The following is a 20,741-nucleotide window of genomic DNA, read 5'->3' as shown; positions in this document are numbered from 1 at the left end:
GGCCGACGGCTTCTGGCTCACGCTGCCGCTGGCTCTCGCCGTCGTCCTCGTACCCGGCCGGCGCCTGCCGGGCCTGTGCGCCGCACTCGTCGGCGGGCTCGTCGCGGGCTGCGCGCCCTGGACCGCCGAGGCGTACGCCCGCTACGGAGGCCTCGGTACCCGGCTTCACCGGGCGGGTGAGATCCAGGGCGGGCTCGGATGGAACTTCGCCGTGGACGACCACCTGCGCTCCCTCGCCGGCCGGACCCTGTGCCGCCCCTGCGACATCGCCTGGGAAAGCCCCGCCACCGCGGTGTGGTGGGTGGCACTGCCCTTCCTCACCGCCGGAGGGATCGCGGCCGCCCGCCGGGCGGGCCGGGGCACCGCGGCGGTGCTGGCGACGGCGACCGGGGTCTCGACGGCGGTCCCGTATCTGTTCCTGGTCGAGTACGCCGCACCTCGCTTCCTGCTCCCCGCCTACGCGATGCTGGCCGTGCCCGTGGCCGAGTACGTGGTGCACCTCTTCGCCCGGCCGCGCCTCACCCGCCGCCCGGCCGGCTGCGCCGCGCTGACGCTGGCGCTGGCGGCTCATCTCGCCGTCCAGCTCTCCGTGCTCAGCCAAGTGGTCCGCACCAGCCACGCCACCAGCACGCGCTTCACCGCCGTCGCCGGTGAGCTGAACCGGCTGGGGGTGCGCCCGCCGTGCGTGGTCAGCGGGGACGACGCCGTGCCGGTCGCCTACTACGCGGGCTGCGCTTCACGCCAGACCGGCGGACACGACGCCAGCATCACTCCTGAAGCGCTGCGTGCCCTCGCGCGCCGCGTACCGACAGCGGTCCTGGCGGCCGAGGACGGCCGGCCGGCCCCGGCCGCCGACGGTGCGCGGGAGGAACACCGGCCGCCCGGACGCGGCTCCGGGCCGTACCGGACGTATCTGCTGCCGGGAGCGGCCGCGCCCCGTACCGAGCCCGCCGGGCCGACCCGCTGAGGGAATCCGGCCCTCCGCCCCCGGGCCCGGAGGGCCGGATCACGGACGCCCCAGGTTGCCGGGCGCCTCCGGATGGGCTGACCGCCACGCAGCCATCGAGCGGTCCCACTCCTCCCCGGAGAGCGCCGTGAGAGAGGCCGGGAACAGGCCGTCCTCCTCCTTCGCGATGTGCCGGTGCAACTCGTCGACGGCTTCCCGCAGCTGTACGACGTCCTCGGCGCGGCCCAGGTCGACACGGCCGAGGAAGACGGCGAGCTCGCGGTGCTCCCGCACCAGGGCGCCGATGTGATCGGCGTACTCCGCATCGCCGCCCATCACCGCGAAGAGCCCGTCCTCCTCGCCCTGCCAATGGGCGTGGAGCTCCAGCCCCATCCTGGCGACCAGTTCCCCGGCGAGTTCCCTGTCGCCGTGGTCGAGGGCGCGCAGGGCATTCCCGGCGGTGTCGGTGACGGACTCGTGCTCTGCGATGAACTCCCTGATCAACGGAATCTCACGGCAGCCGCAGTAGTGGCACATGCGGACACCGTAGCCGGGAATGCGGCTTATGGGTGACAACCGGCGTTTGCTGCGCCGGTGTGCGTCCTGTCCGGTCCGTGCCTCGTCCACCGGCCTCCGGCGGGGACGCGGGTGAAGTGCGCCGCTATGTCTTGCGGGCCACCGCACACCACATGGGCACGCTGTCGTCCGGGGTGTCGGGCGGGCCGGGACGCCAGCGGGTCAGGGCGACCACACCCGGTTCCAGGATCTCCAGGCCCTCGCAGAAGCGTTCCACTTCCTTCTCGGCGCGCGGGTGGCGGAGGCGTGGCAGGCGGCGCGCTCGTTGTGGATCCGCATCGATCCGGCGGCCTCGGGGGCAGTGACGTCGGCGGCCGGGTGGGACAGGAGGAGGTGACTGCCCGGGGCGAGGCGGCCCAGCAGACGGCGGGTGATGTCCCACGGGTCCTCGGCGTCCTTGAGGTACTGCAGGACCGCCACCAGCATCAGGCCGACCGGCCTGTCCAGATCGAGGGCGCGGGAGGCCGCGTCGGGCATCGTGTCCACGTCCCGGGCATCGGCCCGCACATGGCCGGTCCGGCCCTCGGGACCGCTGACCCAGCAGCGCCCGCGCGTGGGTGAGCACGACCGGGTCGTTGTCGACGTGGACGACACGTGGTTCGGGAGTGGCCCGCCGCGCCACTTCGTGCGTGTTCTCCGCGGCGGGGATGTCCGTCCCGATGTCCAGGAACCGGCGGATTCCGGCGGCCGCGAGGTGACGTGTCCGGTCACGGTACCCCTCTGCTCGTGGAGGGCGGCGGCCGGTCGCACCGGTACGCCGGCGGCATGGACGTGTGCCGGCTGGCCGGCACCCTGCGTGCCGTAGTCTGGACCGCTCTTGATCTGGGGGTCTGCGTGCGCACGATATCCACTGCCATGACGGCGGTACTGGCCGGGCTGTTCCTGGGAACGGCCGTCACCGGCTGTACGGGCGAGGGACAGGAGAAGGCGCTCTCCGCCGATGAGTTGCTCGACGAGGCGCACGAGACGATGAGCGCGCTCGGCACGGTCACCGTCACCTCGTCGACCACCGCGGCCGCCGGCAACAGCTACTCCAGCCGGCTCACCACCGACCTCGAGGGACGGTGCGCGAACAGGATCACCTGGGACGACGGCGGCAGGTTCGAGCAGGTCCGGATCGATGACACCGACTACGTGCGGCCGAACCGTGTGTACCTGGAGAAGTGGTCGGGGCGTAAGACAGCCGGAGCCGGAGCCAAGGACCAGAGCCGCTGGATCAAGACCCCGGCCGGCAACGCGAAACCGGGGGACGGGCTGGTCGACTGCACCTGGCCGTTCAGCGCCTTCGGAACGCCGGCCAAGGGCGAGCCGACCGAGGTCGGCGGACGCCGGGCTGTTCCCCTGAAGGTGACCGACCCGGCCGACAAGGGCGAAGGGAAAGGCACTTACACCTTCTACGTCGCCACCGAGGGCAAGCCGTACCTCCTGGAGGTCGTGTACAAGGGCACGGACTTTCGCAGCACCACCTCGTTCAGCGCCTTCGACGAGCCGTTGGACGTGCGAGCCCCGGCCGAGGACGAGGTGCTGGACGCCGGTTGACCGCTCCGGCCGTCACGGCCCGCGGGTGAGGCCGCCGTGCTCACCGATGGGTCGAGGCATGGGCGCGGTGGGGAGACCGGGCGGGCCCGAGGCAGCACTTCCACGCGGCACTGGGGGTGTCGCCACGCGCCTGTCGCTGCATGTTCACATGTTCAGGGGGCCGGGGCCGGCCCGCCCGGCTGATGAGGGTCAGCCGGCTGACGGGGTACGGATGGCGGCGATGTCGAACTGCAGGCGGAGCCTCTCACTCACCATGGCGCCGCCCTCGGCCAGCCGGGCGTTGTAGGTCAGGCCCCAGTCGGAACGGTTGATGGTGGTGGTCCCGTCGAACCCGACGCGCTCGTAGCCGAACGGGTCGGTGACGTAACCGATGTACGTGAGGTCCAGGACGACGGGGTGGGTGATGCCCCGGATGGTGAGGTCGCCGGTCATGCGGTAGACGTCCTTGCCGATGAGCTGCACGGCGGTGCTCACGAAGCTGATGCGCGGGTACTTCGCTGCGTTCAGGAAGTCGCGGCCGACCAGGTGCGCGTCACGCTGCTCCACGCCGGTGTCGACGCTCGCGGTCGCCAGCGAGATCTCGGCCCGGGAGCGGGCCGGGTCACGCCCGTCGAAGTAGAGGCGGCTCTCGTACTCCAGGAACGCACCGCGCACCGTCGTCACCATGGCGTGCCGCACGGAGAAGCCGATCCTGCTGTGCGCGGGGTCGATCATCCACTCCCCGGAGAGAGCCGCCAGGCGGGGATCATGCAGATCTGCAGCATCTGCGGCCGCCAGGACGGCAGTTGGCTCCTCGGTGCGGGACTCCGGGCGACGGAGCAAGGAGCTGCGGCTGAAGAGGTTCATGAAACAGTTAGTTACGCCGAGGTGAGCGATGCCCGCAAGAGCTGATCAAGGAACCCGAACATTCATGGTCAGACCTTCACAAGGTGTCGTGTCGGCGAAGCGGAGCCGGTAGCCGAGCGTGGGGGCTCACGGTCGGTGGCGGCCCAGGATACCGGTGTGATCCAGGATCGCGGTGGTCAGCGGGGCGAGGACTTCCCGGGGGAGCGCGTGTCCCATGCCGGGGATCTCCACCGTGCGCGCCCCACGGATCACCTGGGCGAGATGCTGCGGGTGCGGGGGAGGGAAGACCGGTTCGGCCGGGGCCGAGATCACGAGGGTGGGCACGCGGGTCCTCGCCAGTTCCTCGGTGCGCAGCATGCCGGAGGGGTCGGCGCGGCCGTGCGCGGTGCTGGAGGCGTGGTGGCCGGTGTGCTCGATGATCTTCCGCTCCAGTGCGCGGGCGCCCTCCGCGTCGAAGGGGAGCTGTTCGCCCGCCAGCGCGCGCCAGTGTGCGACGCGGGCGTCGAGCTCGCCCTCCGGACCGCGCTCCTCGGCCGGCCGGGCCCAGATCTCCAGCACATGGGGGGCGACACCGGGAAGTTCCCCGGGCGGAACGCGCGTGCCGTCCGGCCGCACGTACGGGGCGGTGCTGAGCGCGGACGTCCCGATGAGGGTCGCGCTCAGCAAGCGGTCCGGGTGGTCGGCGATGAGCAGCTGGGTGAGCATTCCGCCGAGGGACATGCCCACGACGTGCGCGCGGTCGACACCCAGGCCGTCCAGGACCGTGATCGCGTCCTCGGCGAGGTCGGTGACGGCGTAGGGCTGCTGGTCGAACGCCCAGGTGGACCGGCCGGTGTCGCGGTGGTCGTAACGGATCACCCGGTGGTGCGGGGCGAGCGCGTCCACCAGTTCGTCCGGCCAGCCCAGGCCGGAGGTCTGCGCGCCCATGACGAGCAGGAGGGGAGGAGCGTCTGCGGGGCCCCGTTCCTCCACCCACAGGCGCACGCCGGGGGCCGCGTCGATGAAGTGCTCCATGGTGCTCCTCCTGTGAGGGACGGCTTCAAGTAAGCCGAGACGTTTCGTCTCGCTTTTACTGTAGCGCAGGACCCGCCCGTAGTGGGTGGAGCCCTCGCAGCCGTAATCGCACCGGACACCCGCGATCAGGGCTTGGAGGGTGCTGACCGGGCACTCCGGAGCGGCCGCGAACCCGTCACATCCCGGCCTCCACGAGGAACTCACCCGGCGACACGGCGAACTCGCGCCGGGCCACCCGCAGTCGTTCCTGCTCGGCCTCGACCGGCGACGCTGCGGCGGGCATGGACTCCGGCGGCCCCGGCGGGTCCACCAGGTCCGCCGGCCGTGACCGCCTCCGCTGCTCCGGTATTCCATCCCCGCCCGTGGTCATGCGCAGGCTCATCACGCGCACGAATTTCCGCGTGCAACGTGACATCGCCTACTGACCGGACACCTGTTGCTCCGGGCGCGGGAGGACACCCAGGACCGCCCACACCGTCTTGCCCGGCCCGTCCGCGCAGGGATACCAGCCCCAGCGATCGGCGAGGGCGGTGACCAGGAGCAGGCCGCGGCCGCCGTCATGGTCGGTCGGCACCGTTTCGGCAGGGTGGGGGAGGCGGTCGCCCCGGGTGTCGGTGACCTCGATGCGGATGGCTGTGCCTTCGGCGCAGAGGCGGAGACGGAAGTCGCGGCCGGATGAGTGGCCGTGGCGCACGGCGTTGCTGCTGAGCTCGGCGACGGCCAGCGTCAGCGCATCGTGCGCATCGCTCCCGTACGGGATGCCCCAGGCGTCGAGGCGTTCGCCGGCCAGGCGGTGGGCGAGTCGGGCGCCACGTGGAGTGGAACTGAAACGCATCGTGAAGTCGTGCCAGGGGAAACGGGTGAGGGCGGTGCGTGCGGGGCGCGCGGGCAGGGGAGGCTGCTTGCTGGTCATACCTCGACGCTGGCGCATCGTGGCTGTACGTGACCAGCGGTGACGCGCTGTCGCGATGTGGATGTACGTGGTGTGCTCCGGCCTGTACGCAGGAGGAACAGGCCGGCGGCGCCCCGTCCGGGCGCCCCCGTCCCGCCCCTGCCCCCGGTTCTCAGCCCTTCGGCTGGGTGAAGCGGAGGTGGTTGCCGAAGGGGTCGCGCAGGCCGCAGTCGATGCCGTACGGGCGCTCCGTCGGTTCGTCCGTGAACTCCACACCCTGTGCCAGCAGCGTCTCGTACGTCTTGCGGCAGTCGTCCGTGGTGAGGATGAGCGCGCTGCCCAGTGCGCCCTTGGTCAGCAGGTCGCGGAGCTGGTCGGCCGTTTCCTCGGACATCGCCGGAGGACCCGGCTTCTCCAGCAGGACCTGGCGGTCGGGCTGCCCGGGGACATTGACGGTGAGCCATCGCATGAAGCCCATGTCGACGTCGGCGCTGACCTCCAGGCCGAGCTTGCCGACGTAGAAGTCGAGGGCTTCGTCCTGGTCGAGGACGTAGATCTGTGAGTGTGTGATCGCGTTGAACATGTGCGTCACGCCAGTGCCGGCACGTCCAGCGGCTGCGCGTACGCGCGGTCCATCGCGTCCCGTGCCCGGAGCATGCGGCGGTTGGTCTCTTCCACGGTGCGGCTCACGGCACCATCCCACCACAGGCGGTCCCATGCCGGCAGGCTCTGTCACACCCCCTCGGTAGGCTCGGGCCATGAGCGTCTCCCTCTACTACTGTGCGAGCCGGGCCACGCCGCTGACGGATGCCGAGACGGCCGCTGTCGAGCGCATCGTCGCCGCCCACATGGCGGCCTTCCCGTACGAGGACCAGGAAAGCCTGTACCTCTACGACAGTGAGGCCGGCCGACCGGACGAGGTGGTGGCCGGGTCCACCAAGATGCCGCTCGATCCCGGCCGGATGCTGCCGGTGCTCGACCACGTGCTGGGCTCGGTGACCGAGCTGCGCCGTGCTCTGCCCGGAGCGGAGTGGCACGTGCACATGGACGGCCTCGACGTCCCGTGGGACGGGACCGAGGGCTACGCCTTCCCCGGCATGCGCGATCCGGACCTCGCAGCCGAACTGGGCGGCCTCTGAGCCCATGACCTCTCGGTCGCCCTGGCGGGGGCGCGGTAGGCGCGTCGGCTCAGTACCACTCCTCCACCGTCCGCTCGTCGGCGCTGACGAGGTAGTCGTCCAGATCGAGATCCATCGCTTTGCGGGCGGGTGAGGCCCAGTACATCGCGTTGCGCTCCTCGAACGTCTCCGGGCCTTCGTAGGAGATCAACCAGACGAACTGGTTGTGCTCCCGATCGATCCAGGCCCCGCCGACCGCGAACCCCGACTCGAGCCGAAGCGGCAGGATGTCGGCCTTCCACCGCTGCACCCACTCGTCCAGCAGGCCGTCGCGGACGGTGTAGGTGCGGAGCTGGGTGGTCTTGGCCATGAGGGGCGTCCTTTCGCAAGTCGACTCGGTGCGCCATGGCAGAGACTGTGAGAACCACGGCCGACGGGGACGGTTGAGCATCGGCTCACTGGTACCCACTCCTTGGAGGGAACCACCTGCGAACGCCGTACGGGCAGATGAGCGGGTGAGTACGGTGCCCGAGCGGAACAGGACGAGGCGGGCGCCGCGGCCCGGGGAGCTGCGGACGCGGGTGATGCCGTCCTGACGGACGTGGGGCGTGTACGTACGGGGACGGGCGGTGGCGAATGACGCAGAACGAGAGGGACGCGGGTGCGGTCGCGGGGGAGGGCATGGAGCCCTCCTCGGGCACGCAGCCGGAGAGCAAGCCGGAGAACGGTGTCGCGGTCGCGTTCGGCAAGCAGTTGAAGCTGCTGCGGGTGCGGGCGGGCCTGGACCGGGTGGACTTCGGCAGGCGGGTGGGGTACGCGGCGCAGTCGGTGGCCTCGTTCGAGCAGGGACGGCGGATCCCGCAACCGCAGTTCATCGACAAGGCGGACCGGGTGCTGGAGGCCGGTGGGCTGTTGGTGGCGTTGAAGGAGGAGCTGGCGAGGTCGCAGTATCCTGCGTTTTTCCGGGATATGGCGCGCTTGGAGGCCGAGGCGATCGAGCTGTGTGCGTACGACACGCACATGGTCAAAGGATTGTTGCAGACCGAGGAGTACATGCGGGCTGTTCTCGCCATGCGACGCCCGCTGCTTGATGAGGACACCATCGAACAACGGGTGACTGCACGCTTGGTGCGACAAGAGATCTTTAGCCGCTGGCCCGCACCACTCATGAGTTTCGTGGTGGAGGAGCCCGTTCTGCGTCGCCCACTGGGCGGTCGGGATGTTCTGTACGGGCAGCTTGAGCAGCTGCTGAAGTTCGGCAGGTTCCGGAACGTGGAAATCCAAGTGATGCCACTCGATCGTGACGACAACGCTGGGGTGGACGGCGCTTTTACGGTAGTCACGCGCAAGGGCGGAGAACAGCTCGTCTACACGGAGGCTCAGGGGCGCAGCAACTGGCTGACCGATCGGGACGAGACACGGCTCGCGGCAGCCCGCTATGGAATCATCCGGAGCCAGGCTCTCACTCCGCGAGAGTCCTTGGGGTTTATCGAGAAGTTGCTGGGAGAGCTATGAACACCACTGAGATTTCTGCTCCGCAGGAGCTTGCTTGGTACAAGAGCAGCTACAGCGGAGCTGAAGGTGGCGACTGTGTCGAGGTCGCCGCAGTCACCCACGTGTACATCCGCGACTCGAAGCAGTCCGGTGGCCCCGTGCTGACCGTAGGGCCCGGGGCGTGGGCCGGTTTGCTCGGGCTCGTTGCCGGCTGAGCAACGTACGGGGGAGGGGGTGACGCTGGTCCGACGTTGCGGCGAACCCCTTCCGCCCGTACGGGGGCTGCTCGTCCACCTTCTCCTCACGGGGGACCATCCGCCACGCGGCCCAGCGGGTGCACAGCTCTTGGCAGGGCCGAAGTACTGGCGCCCTGTGCCCCTCAGGATCTCCCGTGGTCCTGATGAGCGCCTTGACGCGGCCTCCGTCGCGGAGTGACGGCCGGACCGCCCCGGCAATCTCCCACCACGGCTGCGCTCTCCTCCGTGCCGCTGGGTCCGACGCGCCCAGGGGCACTGCGCTGAGGCCACCCGCAGTTCCACGTCGGCGCGGACTGCCGGACACGACTCGGTCCCCGGGCCCCGCCCGCCTGCCGTCCACGCCGAGCGCCCGCAGGCCCGCAGGCAGCGCACGGTCGAGGACGTCGAGCAGGCAGCAGCCGGCGGCCGGCCGGGCAGGGCGGATGTCAGGCCAGTGGGGTGAGCTTCTTCGCCGTACTGCAGTGCTTGGTCCGCCCGTGCCGCCACAGCTGCACCGCCGTCAGCGTGAGCAGCGCGGCGAACACCACGAGGAAGACACCTGCGATCATCGTCTGCCTGCCTCCCGCCGCCGAATCGTCGTAGGAGAGCAGGATCAGGGCGGACAGCAGCATCCCCGCCACGTACACCGAGCGGACGCGCCTCAGCTGGCGCACCGCACGAGGAGCAAGAGCAACACGCTTCACGAGAGCCATGTTCAACTCAGTACCCCGTGTTCGGTCGTTGAGACGTCGAATCGACGGACAACCTCGTTGTGGGCAACGGCCCGTACGGGTGGCCCCTGCACCTTCCTGCGGGTGGGTTCACGGCGCGTGGCGAACCCCGTTTTCCGGGCACCTGATGTCTGACCCGTCACTCGACCGCAGTGAGGAGCCGACCGTGGCCCTGGTACAGCTCGACCTTCCCGACCCGATGGTATGGCGAGGGCGATGGGCGGCCCTCGCCGCTGTGCAGGCCGCCTCCGGGCACGGCGAGCAGTGCCGGGCGCTCTGGCCGCTCTGGCATTACGACGACGGGCACGGCAGCTGGGCCGATCTGCATCACCTCGACGAGGGACGCGCGGTACTGCTCGGGCAGGACCGGAACGACTCCGAGACGTTCTACGCCGAGGCGTCCGACTTCTTCGAGGAGAAGGAGACCGACCTGCTGGCCGGTGCGCCCGAGTGGTGGGAGCCGCCCGTCCGCCGGGTCCGGGACGCGGAGCTCTTCCTCGGCTTCGTGTACGGCTTCGACGGCAGCACGTGGCACCGCGCCGAATACGACCTCGATGACGGGTTCGCGAGCGTGGAGCTGCCCGTGCTCAGCGCCGACCGGACCCGGACGGCCATCGTCGCCGCCGTCCAGCAGGCACCGGGCCCGGCCGGGGGCGAGCCCTCCCACGAGTCGGTCGACGCGCTGATCGCCGCAGGCGCCGACGCCGATGCCGCACTGGTGGCCGCCGTCGTTTCCTCCGCCGGCTGGGACGCAGAGGTCGGGGCGGCGGCGGCGCGCGCGTTCCACGCAGGAGGCCATCACCTGCCCTCGGCCTGATGCGCTGCCGGCCGATCCCACCGCCCCGCGCCCTGAAAGTCTGCCGCATCAAGTATCTTGATCATTGAAATACCTTGGGCGGTGCGAGGGGAGTTCCGAGTGATCTCGTTGGTGTTCGCCGTGCTCGCGGCCGCGCAGTTGTGCCTGGCGGTGACCGCGGGGCGCCACTGGCGGGCGACGCCGGGTCTGTTGGCCGCCGTGCCGGCCCTCGTGTGCTCCGCGCTGGTCTGGGACAACGGTGTGATCGCTGTGGGGAGCCTGACGGGAGCCGGGCCCCTGCTGGAGACGATGAGCGTTCCCCGCTTCGTGACGCACGCCCTGCTGACGCCCCTTCTGGTGCTCTGGTCGCTGTCGGCGGCGGACCACGCGGGGCTCCTTCGGGCGCGGCGGAAGTGGGTGCGAGGGGCTGCCGTCGGCGTGACGGTCCTCCTGGTCGCAGCGGGGGTGCTCCACGACGTCCTCGGCCTGTCACTGCGTACGGAGCGATGGGCGGACACCCTGCGCTACGTGAACGACGCGGCGTCACCGACGGGCCCGCTGCCGGCGATCGTCACCGGACTGGTGGTTCTCCTCACCGGAATCGTGTTGTGGCGGTGTACCGGGTTCCCCTGGCTGGCGCTCACCGCAGCCGTGATGGTGATGGTCTCCGGAGCGGCCGCACACGTGCCTGTACTCGGCAATGCCGGGGAAGCGGTCCTCGGCGCCGGGCTGTTGCTGACCGTCCGCAGGCTGTCTTCCGGGCTCGCGCGGGGGCACCGTGCTGAGACCGGCCCGGCTGCCGAGTGCCCGTAGCCGGAGGCTTCGGGTCCGGCCGGAAGAACCGCCCGGCCGGACCGTCTCATCAGGTCATCAGGCCATATGCCCCTCGGGTCACCAGGCCCGGAAGGTGGCGTCCGGCCGGTCCGCCGGGGCGACGCGCTCGACGTACAGCAGCGCGTCGCGGTGCCGCAGATAGCTGCCGGGTGTGCTGTAGGACTCGAACGATGCCAGGGACCGGTCCGAGAGTCCGGGTACGCGCCGCCATGTCGACTCCGCGCGGAACGCCGCGTCGTCGGTGCGCGTGTCGATCCACACCTCACCGTCCCGTTGCCGCAGGAAGTTTCCGGGGAAGTTGACCGACTCCAGTGACACCGCCGACGGGTCCGCCAGGCCGGGGACGACCTTCCACCGCATGTCGGCGTGGGGCGTGACGTCGGGGTCGACCCGGCCTCGGCTCCACGCGTGCCGGATGAACCGGTTCGGGGCACCGGCCGCCTCGAAGCTGAACACGTTGGAGCGGATGGAGAGGTTGTCGAAGTGCGCGAGGGTCTTGCCCGGCGCTGCCGTGCCTGCCTTGTGCGTCGGGCCGGTGGCGTGCACTCCGTTGGAGCCGGATGCGAAGGCCGGGTCCGTCACGCTGATCTTCGGCTCGGCCATGTCGTCGACGTAGACCTTGAGCGATGATCCGATCGCCTCGACCTTCACCCGGTGGGTCCTGCCGACCGCCCCCGCCAGCCGGGCCGTCGCCAGTGGTGTCCGCTCGTCGCCGGTCGCCCTGCCGAGGACCAGGCCCTTCGCGGTGAGATCGGCGTAGTAGCCGTGGAAGCCCCCGGTACCGGTGTCCGGCTGCGTGACGCGGAAGGCGAGGCCCGATGCGCTGCGGCCGTGCCGCAGGGTCACGTCGGCCTCGTAGACCAGGTCCGAGAAGTCGGTGTCCTGGAGGGCCAGGCCGCCGGAGGACGACGGGGCGGTCGCGGTGTAGGCACCGTGCCCCGGGGTCCAGTCGGCGCCTCCGTACGCGCGCCACCCGACGGCGTTCCTGTCGTCGAAGTTGTCCTTGACCTTCATGGTGACCGGCCGGATCGTGCCGTCGCTGTTGAAGTGGATGCGGTCGTAGGCCAGAGCCCGGTGGTTGCCGTCGGTCTCGCTCAGCGGGCGGCGGTGATAGACGATGTACCAGATGTCGGTGCCCGGCACGTTGATCACCGAGTTGTGCCCGGAGCCGCGGGCGACGGACGGGTCCTGGGCGAGCACCCTGTCGATCTTCTTGAACGGGCCGGTCGGTGAGTCGGACATCGCGTACGACACCGAGTAGTCCGGGCCGGTCCAGCCGCCTTCGGACCACATCATGTAGTACGTACCGCCGCGCTTGAACATGAAGGAGCCCTCGACGTAGTTCTCCGGGGTGATCTCCTTGTAGGTCGATCCGTCGGGGAAGGTGCCGAGGCTGGTCATGTCCGGATTGAGCTTGACGACGTTCGCGTGGCCCCATCCGCCGTAGTACATGTACGCCTGGCCGTCGTCGTCGATGAAGACGTCCTGGTCGATCGGCTGGGCGCCGTTGTGGAACTGGGAGATCAGCGGGCCGCCGATGGCGTCCTTGTACGGCCCCTCGGGGCGGTCGGCGACGGCGACGCCGATCCCGCCGTGCTCGGAGTTGTCCTGGATGTCGTTGGCTGCGAAGTAGAGGTAGTACTTGCCGTTCCGGAAGACCGGTGCGGGCGCCCAGAGCGCGTACTTCGCCCACGGGACGTCGGCGATGTCGAGCACCTTGGAGTGCTTGGTCCAGGTCACCATGTCCGTCGAGGAGAACGCGTCCATGAAGGTCTGTTCGCTGTAACGGCGGGACGTGGTCGGGAAGATCCAGAAGCGGTCGTCGTAGACCACGACATCCGGGTCGGCGTACCACCCCTCGACCAGCGGGTTCCCCGCCTCGGCCGTGCTCGGGGCGGTTACGTCGACCGCCTGGGCGGCGGCCGGCTGCTCGGCTCCTGCGGGGGAGGGGGCGAAACTCGCCAACAGGGTGGCGGCCAGGACGAGGGGGGAGAGCCGGTGGATGGTGCGCACCATGGATACGGGGCCTTTCTCGTGGGCGACAACGTTGTCGGGCGAGGTGTGCGGCAAGGCGGCGGTGCGGATGTGCCGGAGACAGCGGTGCGGATGTGCCGGAGGGGGCGGGCCGGCGTCGGAGCGTTACGGGTGGCACGCGCGCGTTCAGCGCGGCCACAAGGGCGGACGGACCGTTGTACTACGTTGGAAATTCTGGCGACGTGCAGCATGAGAACACGGGCGTCGCCCCCTGTCCACCCTGCTTCCGCGTCATTTCACATCCGGTGGAGGGTGCGGACCGGGTGGGCGCGCGGGACCTTCCGTTCGTATCAGGTTCGTTCGAAATCCCGTACGACGTACGGACTTTCGGTGAAAATGTGCGGCGCGTGGCAACCGATGCGGTGACGGTGGCGACTGCGGGATGCACCCCCCATCCCCGACCTTCATGGAGGACCCTCGTGAGCCGCACTCTGAGGAGAAGCCTCGCCGTACTCCCCGCCGCGTTCCTGCTGGCCCTCCTGCCGGGCAGCGCGTCCGCCTATCCCAACCCGGGCGTCGTCAACGGCGACATCGTCGTGCACGACCCCAGCATGGTCCGCAGCCCGTCCGGACAGTACCTGCTCTACTCGACCGGTGAAGGCCTCCAGCTCCGCACCTCCACCGACCGCACCGCCTTCGGCCGCTCCGGGAACGCCTTCACCACAAAGCCGAGCTGGTGGAAGAACTACTCCTCGGCGTCCGACCCCTGGGCCCCGGACATCTCGTACCGCAACGGCAAGTACCTGATGTACTACGCCGTTTCGTCCTTCGGCTCGAACACGTCGGCCATCGGCCTGGCGGGCTCCACCACCGGCCAGGCCGGCAGCTGGAGCGACTACGGGATCGTCTACACCTCCAGCTCGTCGAGCGACTACAACGCCATCGACCCCAACCTGTTCGTGGACGACGACGGCAAGTGGTGGCTGTCCTTCGGCTCCTGGTGGACCGGGATCAAGATGATCCGGATCGACCCCTCGACCGGCAAGCAGTACGCCGGTGACACCACCCGCCGCTCGCTCGCCTCCCGTCCCACCGGGACCAAGGCGGTCGAGGCGCCTTCCATCGTGAAGCGCAACGGCTACTACTACCTCTTCGCCTCGTACGACACCTGCTGCGCCGGCACCAGCTCGACGTACAAGATCAAGGTGGGCAGGGCCACCAGCGTCACCGGGCCGTACAAGGACCGCAACGGCGTCAGCATGCTGAGCAACGGCGGTACGCCCGTCATGGAGTCGCACGGCCGCTACATCGGCCCCGGCGGCCAGTCCATCCTGGCGGACTCCGACGGCGACCTGCTCGTCTACCACTACTACGACGGCCAGGCCGACGGAACCCCGAAGCTCGGCGTCAACCTCCTGAACTGGAGCAGCGGATGGCCCGTCGCCTACTGACCCTGCTGAGCGCCCTCCTGCTGGCGCTCGCCCTGGGGCAGCCGACGTCCGCGTCGGCAGCCGAGGGCCGTCCGTACACCAATCCGGTCAAGGCCCAGAAGGGCGCCGACCCCTGGATCTCCTACCACGACGGCAACTACCACCTGGTGTCCACGAGCTGGACCGACGTCATCACCATGCGGAAGTCGCCGACGCTGGCCGGTCTCGCCACCGCGCCCAGCGTGCAGGTGTGGCAGGGCGACGCCGCCTCGCGCTGCTGCAACATCTGGGCGCCCGAACTGCACTACTCGGGCGGCCGCTGGTACCTGTACTACGTGGCCGGGCAGAACATCACCGACTACAACCCCACGCAGCGGGTGCACGTGCTCCAGAGCGCGGGTTCGGATCCGATGGGCCCCTACACGTACAGGAACCAGCTGGGCAGTACCTGGATGCTGGACCCGAGCGTGCTCACGGTCGGCGGATCCATGTATCTGCTGGGCAGCGCGAGCAGCGGCGGTACGCAGAATCTCGTCATCGCGCCGATGTCGAACCCGTACACGCTCAGCGGCCCGTTCTCGACGATCTCGAAACCCACCTACGACTGGGAGAAGTCGGGAGGTACGGTCAACGAGGGCGCCGAGGTGCTCCAGCGGGGCGGGAAGACGTTCATCGTCTACTCCGCCAGCGGCTGCTGGACCCCCGACTACAAGCTGGGACAGCTCACGCTCACCGGATCCAACCCCCTGTCCGCGTCCTCCTGGACGAAGAAATCCACCCCCGTCTTCCAGCGGAACAACGCCGCCGGGGTCTACGGGCCGGGGCACAACGGCTTCTTCACCTCGCCCGACGGCACGGAGAGCTGGATCGTCTACCACGCCAACGACTCGGCGTCCGACGGCTGCGACAACGGGCGTACCGCACGTGCGCAGAAGTTCGGCTGGAACTCCGACGGCTCCCCGGATCTGGGCGCCCCCGTCGCTCTCGGCACGACACTGGCGGGACCCTCCGGTGAGACCGCGGCGACCCCGACGGCGTACACCGTGGTCAGCCGGGCCACCGGGAAGTGCTTGGACGTCAGTGGTGCGTCGACCGCCGACGGAGCGAACGTCCAGCAGTGGACGTGCGACGGCAGCGCCAAGCAGCGGTGGCGTGTCGAGGACCAGGGGGACGACACGAGCAGACTGGTGAACGCCGCGTCGGGCAAGGTGCTCGACACGGCGGACTGTTCGGCGGCCGACGGCGCCGACCTGCGTCAGTGGTCGTGGCTGAACAACGCCTGCCAGCGCTTCCGCTTCGTCACCACCGAGGCCGGGGGCTGGGTGCGCGTGGTCAACCGGGCCACCGGGAAGGTCGCCGACGTGGCGGACTGCTCGACGGCCGACGGAGCGGACGTACGGCAGTGGACCTGGCTGGACAACCACTGCCAGCAGTTCAAGCTGGTGCCGGTTTCCTGACCGTTCTGACCGTCCTGGCTCCCGGAGGCCGTCCGGGCGTCCGGGTCTCCTTCGTCCTCCCGGGCTCAGGAGCCCCGGACCCCGGAGTCCGGCAACCTTCGGAGTCCGGCAACCTTCGGGGCCGGTGCGGCGACTACAGCACGGAACCGCACCACTTCCCGACGAACGGATCAGGCCATGGAAGCCAGCCGACGACGGCACCTCCCCCTCCATCCGGGAACGCGCAGAGCGACGACAGCGGGGGCGGCCACGCTCCTGGCCGCCGCCTCGGTCTGGGCGTCCGGGCCGCCGGCGTCCGGCGCCGGGACGGCGACCACCCTGACCGTCGCCAAGGACGGCAGCGGGCAGTACGCCACCGTGCAGGCGGCGGTCGACGCGATCCCCGCGGGCAACACCGCCCGGGTGGTCGTGTCCATCAGGCCCGGCACCTACCGCGAACTGGTGAAGATCCCCTCCACCAAGCAGAACGTCACTCTCCAGGGCAGCGGCTCCAGCCGCAAGGACACCGTCATCGTCTACGACAACGCCTCCGGCACGCAGAAGCCCGACGGCTCCGGCACCTACGGCACCAGCGGCAGCGCGACCGTCGCAGCAGAGGCCAACGGCTTCCAGGCCCGCAACCTCACGATCTCCAACGACTTCGACGAGGCCGCCCACCAGAACATGAGCGGACTCCAGGCCGTGGCGCTGCGCACCGCCGCGGACAAGGTCCTCCTCGACTCCGTGATCGTCACCGGCGACCAGGACACCCTGCTGCTCGACACCGCCTCCAAGGCGACGCTCGGCCGCGTCCACATGACCAACTCCTACGTCATCGGCAACGTCGACTTCATCTTCGGACGCGCCACCGCGGTGATCGACAAGTCGGTCATCACGCTGAAGAAGCGGTGGGACGGCAGCTCCGCCGGTTACATCACCGCACCCAGCACCGCCGCCGACCGCAAGGGGTTCCTGATCACCGGGTCGACCGTCAACGGTGATGTCTCGGCGTCGTCCTTCCACCTCGGCCGGCCCTGGCACGCGGGCGGTGACGCCTCGCTCGACCCCATGGCCACCTTCCGCAACACCACACTCAGCTCAGCGGTCAGGTCCGCACCCTGGACGGACATGAGCGGCTTCTCCTGGAAGGACGACCGCTTCGCGGAGTACAAGAACACCGGGCCCGGATCCGGCCCGGCGAGCAGCAACCGGCCCCAGCTCACGGACTCCCAGGCCGCGGAGCAGGAGACCGCCGACTGGCTGGCAGGCTGGACACCTTCGCCGTCCTGAGTCACGGTGTGCGGCAGCGAACCGTTGCGACGGGCCGGTCGAAGCGCTTCGACTCCACTCTGGACAGTGCCTGTGAGCGAGTCTAGGCTCCACGGTGTCTGCGCATGTCAAAGTGCGAAGGGGAGCACAGCAAGGCGCTGTCGAAGCGCTTCACCCGCTCTCCCCTACGGTCGCCACCTGTGAGGGAGAAGCCGAATGGTCACGCTTGCCGAGGTCGCCCAGCACGCCGGAGTCTCCGCGAGCACGGTGAGCTATGTCCTCAGTGGCAAGCGGTCGATCTCGGCCTCCACCCGGGAACGGGTGGAACACAGCATCCAGCAGCTGGGCTACCACCCCAACGCCGGGGCCCGCGCGCTCGCCAGCAGCAGGTCCAACATCATCGCGCTGATGGTGCCGCTGCGCACGGACATGTACGTGCCGGTCATGATGGAGGTCGCGATCGCCGTCGCCACGAAGGCCCGTACGCACGGTTACGACGTCCTGCTGCTCACCGGCGAGGAGGGCCCGGCGGCTGTCCGGCGGATCGCGGGGAGTTCCCTCGCGGACGCGATGATCCTGATGGACGTCGAACTGCACGACGAACGGCTGCCGTTGCTCCGCGGCTCGGGCCGGACCGCCGTCTTCATCGGCCTGCCCGCCGACACCTCGGGGCTGACCTGTGTGGACCTCGACTTCGAGGCCACCGGGGCGCTCTGTGTGGACCACCTCGCGGGCCTCGGACACCGTGAGGTGGCGGTCATCGGTGAAGCGGCCGCCGTCTACGAGCGGCACACGGGTTTCGCCGAACGCACCGTGGACGGCATACGGGCCAAGGCGCAGGAGGCCGGGGTGCGGGTCCTGCACCGGCCCTGCGAGGGCGGGTACGCCGCCGTGGCCGGCACCCTGGGCCGGATCTTCGACGAGCGGCCGGGAACGACCGGGTTCATCGTCCAGAACGAGGCCGCCGTCGAGCCGCTGCTCAACCTGCTCCAGCAGCAGGGGCGAGCCGTGCCGGAGGACGTGTCCGTCGTCGCCGTCTGTCCCGAACAGGTGGCCACACAGGCCTCGGTCCGGCTCACCTCCGTGGCCATCCCGGCGCAGGAGATGGGGCGCCGGGCGGTCGAACAGGTGGTGGCGAAGCTCGCCGGCCGGGGTACGGAGGAAGTGGACCTGCTGGAACCCGTCCTGACGGTGCGTGCGAGCACGGGGCCGGCGCCGGCCTGACCGGCGGGGGACGCCTTCACCCGTCCGGGTGAAGTGTGTTTCGGTGCGACGCCGCGCGGCGGGAACGTGCGGGTCGCAGGAGGTCAACAGGGCCCGGAACGAGCCTGGTTGATGGAGGTTGCACGTGATAACTTCGCGATCTGTCATGAAGGTGGGTACCGGCTCTACGGGGGTGGTCGGTGGTGGTGGACGGGCTGCTCGGACCGGGGGAGCCGGACGGGGCCAGAGCGAAGCTGATCGGAGTGCTGGTCGACTTCCTGTGCGTACAGGATTTCGTGACCGACCGTGACCAGTGCGCCGTCTTCGTGTCGTTCGCCGCAGAGCAACTGGGCGCGGAGATCGTCTACCGGCGGCAGAACCCACGGGTCGACATGCTGTCCTTCGTGAGGGACGTCCTGAAGTACGAGGCGGGTCTCCCGGCCCTGATCTTCGCGGCCGGCGTGATCGCGGGCCCCGAGTGCACGGCCCGGTTGAAGCTGCTCGCGGAGGACGCACGGGCCGACGTGTCGATGGCCGGCGCGGCCCCGGAGTTCACCGACGACGCGGTGCGGGAGATCCATCGGCTGTTCGCGGACGTGCGGCGCGTCGACGACGGGCGGCTGCACGCCCTGCTGAACCACGAGCTGGGCCTGGACATCCCGTACGGCCAGACGCCGGCCCAGCGTTTCGACCACCTGTGCAGGGCGAACACCCAGGCGGACGGTCTGCCCCCGGCGCTCGTCATGGTCGAGATCACCGCGTTCCTGGAACAGCCGGCGCTGCGCGAAGGGCTCAGGGAGTGGTCGGACGCCTGGGCCCGGCAGGCCGGCCCCGAGGCCGTGCAGGCGCTGGAGGAGCGCAGGCGTGCGATAGCGGCCCTCCCGACGGCCGACCCGGACGTGGCACGTTGCCTCGTCGTGATGGTGGAGCCCGCAGACGACAGTTCGGCCGATATCCACGTACGTCACTGGGTCAACGCCGCGCCGGGTTACTGGGAGCCGGTGGCCGGGGAGGTGCGTCTCACCACTCCGGACGGGCTGGCGGGTGAGGTCGAACGAGCCATCGGGCGCGGGCAGGAACGCTGGGCGGGAATGCCGGTGATGGAGAACGAACCGCCGCCGCAGGTGGAGTTCGTGCTGCCGTTCTCCCTGATGAACCACGACATGGCCCGGTTGGAGATGGGCACGTGGAGCGGTGACCCGCTGCCGATCAGCCTCCGCTACCACGTCCATCTGAGGTCGCTCGAACGCATGAGGGCGGCGCAGAAGGACGGATATCTGCCCCTGTGGCGGGAACGCTGGACACAGCTCAAGAACGCCGGCGTGGCCGAGTCGTACCGTTGGCACGGAGAAGAGGGCGAGCGGCTCGACCGCTGGCGTGCCAAGCTGATAGCGAACCCTGGCCTGACCGCGGTCATACTCGACGTCCCCGCACTGCCCGGTCTCGGCCTGGAAGCACTCGTCACCGCGATCGCTCAGGGGGTGGGCCTTGCAGCCTGGGACCGCAGAACGGACAGTCCCGACCTGTCGGGCGAGGTGCTGACACTGCTGCTCGCCCACCCTCCGTCACAGATTCCGTCGAAGGTGAGCGCGTTGCGCAAGAGAGCCGAGGGGATGAACCGCGACAGCTGGTCCCTCGGGAAGCACCTGGCTCTGATGTGGGATGATCCCAACCGCCTGATCGACTGCGAGGAGTTGACAGCATGACCGAGCAGGTCTCGGCAGCGCGGTCCGTCACGCCCCCTTCCTGGAGGGTGTTCCACGCGACGGGGCAGCCGCCCGCCGGGGGCCCGCCGGAGCTGCCGCAGCCCCCGCCCTGGCGGGTGTTCTCCGGAAGCCCGTTGCAGCAGGATCCCCCCGAGGACGCGCACTCGGCGCTGCGCCGGCTCGGGACGGTGCAGGAGGGACCGCAGTTACGCGAGGAGGAGATCGACGCGGTGAACGCCGCACTCCTGCTGCGTCGCCCTCTTCTGATCACCGGGCCGCCGGGGGTCGGCAAGTCCACCCTCGCCTACCTGATCGCGAGGGAACTGGGACTCGGCCGGGTGCTGCCGTGGAGCATCGTCAGCCGCACCACGCTGCGCGGCGGGCTGTACGAGTACGACGCCATCGGGCGGGCGCAGGCCATCGCGGCCTGGCGCGCCGGAAGCGCGTCGGAACCGGAAGGCGGGACGGGACGCGCCCCCGACCTGGGGGATTTCGTGACACTCGGTCCGCTGGGGACGGCTCTGCTCGCGTACGAGCGCCCCAGGGTCCTGCTCGTCGACGAGCTGGACAAGAGCGACATCGACCTGCCGAACGACCTGCTCAACGTGTTCGAGGAGGGGGAGTTCGACATCCCGGAGCTCAGCCGGCTGCCCGACGACCAGCCCGAGGTGCGGGTGATGACCGAGGACCCGGGCCGTCTC

General features: G+C 69.9%; 21 protein-coding genes and 4 pseudogenes. 13 read left to right on the top strand and 12 right to left on the bottom strand.

What is annotated here, in order from left to right; all coding sequences use genetic code 11:
* Positions 1-967: pseudogene (locus tag VN520_RS35660) on the top strand (hypothetical protein); the annotation flags it as partial.
* Between the two features lie 39 nt (positions 968-1,006).
* Here the strand turns inward: VN520_RS35660 and VN520_RS35655 are convergent.
* The 4 genes and pseudogenes from VN520_RS35655 to VN520_RS39795 all read right to left on the bottom strand — a co-directional run.
* Positions 1,007-1,483, bottom strand: coding sequence for a hemerythrin domain-containing protein (locus tag VN520_RS35655; protein WP_325751096.1), 477 nt, complete (start codon positions 1,481-1,483; stop codon positions 1,007-1,009).
* 124 nt (positions 1,484-1,607) lie between these two features.
* A complete protein-coding gene (locus tag VN520_RS39805; RefSeq protein ID WP_414720053.1) occupies positions 1,608-1,739 on the bottom strand; it encodes an SAM-dependent methyltransferase in 132 nt (43 codons plus the stop codon).
* The gene (locus VN520_RS39800) at positions 1,685-1,999 is read right to left on the bottom strand and encodes an SAM-dependent methyltransferase (protein WP_414720054.1); all 315 of its coding nucleotides are present in this window, start codon (positions 1,997-1,999) and stop codon (positions 1,685-1,687) included. Before VN520_RS39800 ends, VN520_RS39805 begins: the two co-directional genes overlap by 55 nt.
* A gap of 118 nt (positions 2,000-2,117) precedes the next feature.
* A pseudogene (locus VN520_RS39795) lies at positions 2,118-2,171 on the bottom strand (hypothetical protein); the annotation flags it as partial.
* A 50-nt stretch (positions 2,172-2,221) separates the two neighbouring features.
* Here VN520_RS39795 and VN520_RS35645 point away from each other — a divergent pair.
* A complete protein-coding gene (locus tag VN520_RS35645) occupies positions 2,222-3,061 on the top strand; it encodes a hypothetical protein (protein WP_325751095.1) in 840 nt (279 codons plus the stop codon).
* 189 nt (positions 3,062-3,250) lie between these two features.
* Here the strand turns inward: VN520_RS35645 and VN520_RS35640 are convergent, their stop codons facing one another.
* From VN520_RS35640 to VN520_RS39790, 5 genes and pseudogenes are all read right to left on the bottom strand, one after another.
* Positions 3,251-3,907, bottom strand: coding sequence for a YceI family protein (locus tag VN520_RS35640; protein ID WP_325751094.1), 657 nt, complete (start codon positions 3,905-3,907; stop codon positions 3,251-3,253).
* A 126-nt stretch (positions 3,908-4,033) separates the two neighbouring features.
* A complete protein-coding gene (locus VN520_RS35635) occupies positions 4,034-4,921 on the bottom strand; it encodes an alpha/beta hydrolase (RefSeq protein WP_325751093.1) in 888 nt (295 codons plus the stop codon).
* A gap of 418 nt (positions 4,922-5,339) precedes the next feature.
* Positions 5,340-5,834: an ATP-binding protein gene (locus VN520_RS35630; RefSeq protein ID WP_325751092.1), complete on the bottom strand. Its 495-nt coding sequence runs from the start codon at positions 5,832-5,834 to the stop codon at positions 5,340-5,342.
* Between the two features lie 151 nt (positions 5,835-5,985).
* Positions 5,986-6,396, bottom strand: a complete 411-nt coding sequence (locus VN520_RS35625; RefSeq protein ID WP_325751091.1) for a VOC family protein — start codon at positions 6,394-6,396, stop codon at positions 5,986-5,988.
* Positions 6,323-6,503: pseudogene (locus VN520_RS39790) on the bottom strand (AraC family transcriptional regulator); the annotation flags it as partial. The gene VN520_RS35625 and the pseudogene VN520_RS39790, both read right to left, overlap by 74 nt.
* A gap of 68 nt (positions 6,504-6,571) precedes the next feature.
* Here VN520_RS39790 and VN520_RS35615 point away from each other — a divergent pair.
* A complete protein-coding gene (locus VN520_RS35615) occupies positions 6,572-6,952 on the top strand; it encodes a hypothetical protein (protein ID WP_325751090.1) in 381 nt (126 codons plus the stop codon).
* Positions 6,953-7,001: 49 nt separating this feature from the next.
* On the opposite strand, the gene VN520_RS35610 is transcribed toward VN520_RS35615, so the two are convergent.
* Complete coding sequence (locus VN520_RS35610; protein ID WP_325751089.1) at positions 7,002-7,301, bottom strand: NIPSNAP family protein; 300 nt, start codon at positions 7,299-7,301, stop codon at positions 7,002-7,004.
* 266 nt (positions 7,302-7,567) lie between these two features.
* On the opposite strand from VN520_RS35610, the gene VN520_RS35605 reads away from it, so the two are divergent.
* Positions 7,568-8,446: a helix-turn-helix domain-containing protein gene (locus VN520_RS35605; RefSeq protein WP_414720052.1), complete on the top strand. Its 879-nt coding sequence runs from the start codon at positions 7,568-7,570 to the stop codon at positions 8,444-8,446.
* Complete coding sequence (locus VN520_RS35600; protein ID WP_325751088.1) at positions 8,443-8,640, top strand: DUF397 domain-containing protein; 198 nt, start codon at positions 8,443-8,445, stop codon at positions 8,638-8,640. Before VN520_RS35605 ends, VN520_RS35600 begins: the two co-directional genes overlap by 4 nt.
* Before the next feature lie 467 nt (positions 8,641-9,107).
* Here the strand turns inward: VN520_RS35600 and VN520_RS35595 are convergent, their stop codons facing one another.
* Positions 9,108-9,374, bottom strand: a complete 267-nt coding sequence (locus tag VN520_RS35595) for a hypothetical protein (RefSeq protein WP_325751087.1) — start codon at positions 9,372-9,374, stop codon at positions 9,108-9,110.
* A gap of 184 nt (positions 9,375-9,558) precedes the next feature.
* Between VN520_RS35595 and VN520_RS35590 the strand changes: the two genes are divergently transcribed.
* A complete protein-coding gene (locus VN520_RS35590; protein ID WP_325751086.1) occupies positions 9,559-10,209 on the top strand; it encodes a proteophosphoglycan 5 in 651 nt (216 codons plus the stop codon).
* 99 nt (positions 10,210-10,308) lie between these two features.
* On the top strand, positions 10,309-11,001 hold the full coding sequence (locus VN520_RS35585) for a hypothetical protein (protein ID WP_325751085.1): 693 nt from the start codon (positions 10,309-10,311) through the stop codon (positions 10,999-11,001).
* Between the two features lie 78 nt (positions 11,002-11,079).
* On the opposite strand, the gene VN520_RS35580 is transcribed toward VN520_RS35585, so the two are convergent.
* On the bottom strand, positions 11,080-13,038 hold the full coding sequence (locus VN520_RS35580) for a family 43 glycosylhydrolase (RefSeq protein WP_325751084.1): 1,959 nt from the start codon (positions 13,036-13,038) through the stop codon (positions 11,080-11,082).
* Positions 13,039-13,475: 437 nt separating this feature from the next.
* Between VN520_RS35580 and VN520_RS35575 the strand changes: the two genes are divergently transcribed.
* From VN520_RS35575 to VN520_RS35550, 6 genes and pseudogenes are all read left to right on the top strand, one after another.
* Positions 13,476-14,447 (top strand): arabinan endo-1,5-alpha-L-arabinosidase, encoded by a 972-nt coding sequence (locus VN520_RS35575; protein ID WP_325751083.1) that lies wholly within the window; start codon positions 13,476-13,478, stop codon positions 14,445-14,447.
* Positions 14,429-15,883 (top strand): family 43 glycosylhydrolase, encoded by a 1,455-nt coding sequence (locus VN520_RS35570; protein ID WP_325751082.1) that lies wholly within the window; start codon positions 14,429-14,431, stop codon positions 15,881-15,883. The genes VN520_RS35575 and VN520_RS35570 overlap by 19 nt, the downstream gene beginning before the upstream one ends.
* 300 nt (positions 15,884-16,183) lie before the next feature.
* Positions 16,184-17,152 (top strand): annotated as a pseudogene (locus tag VN520_RS35565) (pectinesterase family protein); the annotation flags it as partial.
* A gap of 195 nt (positions 17,153-17,347) precedes the next feature.
* Positions 17,348-18,355: a LacI family DNA-binding transcriptional regulator gene (locus VN520_RS35560; protein WP_325751081.1), complete on the top strand. Its 1,008-nt coding sequence runs from the start codon at positions 17,348-17,350 to the stop codon at positions 18,353-18,355.
* 182 nt (positions 18,356-18,537) lie between these two features.
* On the top strand, positions 18,538-20,040 hold the full coding sequence (locus VN520_RS35555; protein WP_325751080.1) for a hypothetical protein: 1,503 nt from the start codon (positions 18,538-18,540) through the stop codon (positions 20,038-20,040).
* Positions 20,037-20,741: ATP-binding protein (locus tag VN520_RS35550; protein WP_325751079.1), on the top strand; the 705-nt coding region annotated here is incomplete at its 3' end. The genes VN520_RS35555 and VN520_RS35550, both read left to right, overlap by 4 nt.

This window comes from Streptomyces sp. (assembly GCF_035563135.1).
GTDB lineage: Bacteria > Actinomycetota > Actinomycetes > Streptomycetales > Streptomycetaceae > Streptomyces.
Note: the sequence above shows the minus strand (reverse complement) of the source record. Positions and strands in the feature narration are given on the sequence as shown.

Excerpts from the sequence above, each read along its gene's own strand:
- VN520_RS35655 (WP_325751096.1), bottom strand. The coding sequence starts at position 1,483 with ATGTGCCACTACTGCGGCTGCCGTGAGATTCCGTTGATCAGGGAGTTC.
- VN520_RS39800 (WP_414720054.1), bottom strand. The coding sequence starts at position 1,999 with ATGCCCGACGCGGCCTCCCGCGCCCTCGATCTGGACAGGCCGGTCGGC.
- VN520_RS35640 (WP_325751094.1), bottom strand. The coding sequence starts at position 3,907 with ATGAACCTCTTCAGCCGCAGCTCCTTGCTCCGTCGCCCGGAGTCCCGC.
- VN520_RS35635 (WP_325751093.1), bottom strand. The coding sequence starts at position 4,921 with ATGGAGCACTTCATCGACGCGGCCCCCGGCGTGCGCCTGTGGGTGGAG.
- VN520_RS35630 (WP_325751092.1), bottom strand. The coding sequence starts at position 5,834 with ATGACCAGCAAGCAGCCTCCCCTGCCCGCGCGCCCCGCACGCACCGCC.
- VN520_RS35625 (WP_325751091.1), bottom strand. The coding sequence starts at position 6,396 with ATGTTCAACGCGATCACACACTCACAGATCTACGTCCTCGACCAGGAC.
- VN520_RS35615 (WP_325751090.1), top strand. The coding sequence starts at position 6,572 with ATGAGCGTCTCCCTCTACTACTGTGCGAGCCGGGCCACGCCGCTGACG.
- VN520_RS35610 (WP_325751089.1), bottom strand. The coding sequence starts at position 7,301 with ATGGCCAAGACCACCCAGCTCCGCACCTACACCGTCCGCGACGGCCTG.
- VN520_RS35605 (WP_414720052.1), top strand. The coding sequence starts at position 7,568 with ATGACGCAGAACGAGAGGGACGCGGGTGCGGTCGCGGGGGAGGGCATG.
- VN520_RS35600 (WP_325751088.1), top strand. The coding sequence starts at position 8,443 with ATGAACACCACTGAGATTTCTGCTCCGCAGGAGCTTGCTTGGTACAAG.
- VN520_RS35595 (WP_325751087.1), bottom strand. The coding sequence starts at position 9,374 with ATGGCTCTCGTGAAGCGTGTTGCTCTTGCTCCTCGTGCGGTGCGCCAG.
- VN520_RS35580 (WP_325751084.1), bottom strand. The coding sequence starts at position 13,038 with ATGGTGCGCACCATCCACCGGCTCTCCCCCCTCGTCCTGGCCGCCACC.
- VN520_RS35570 (WP_325751082.1), top strand. The coding sequence starts at position 14,429 with ATGGCCCGTCGCCTACTGACCCTGCTGAGCGCCCTCCTGCTGGCGCTC.
- VN520_RS35560 (WP_325751081.1), top strand. The coding sequence starts at position 17,348 with ATGGTCACGCTTGCCGAGGTCGCCCAGCACGCCGGAGTCTCCGCGAGC.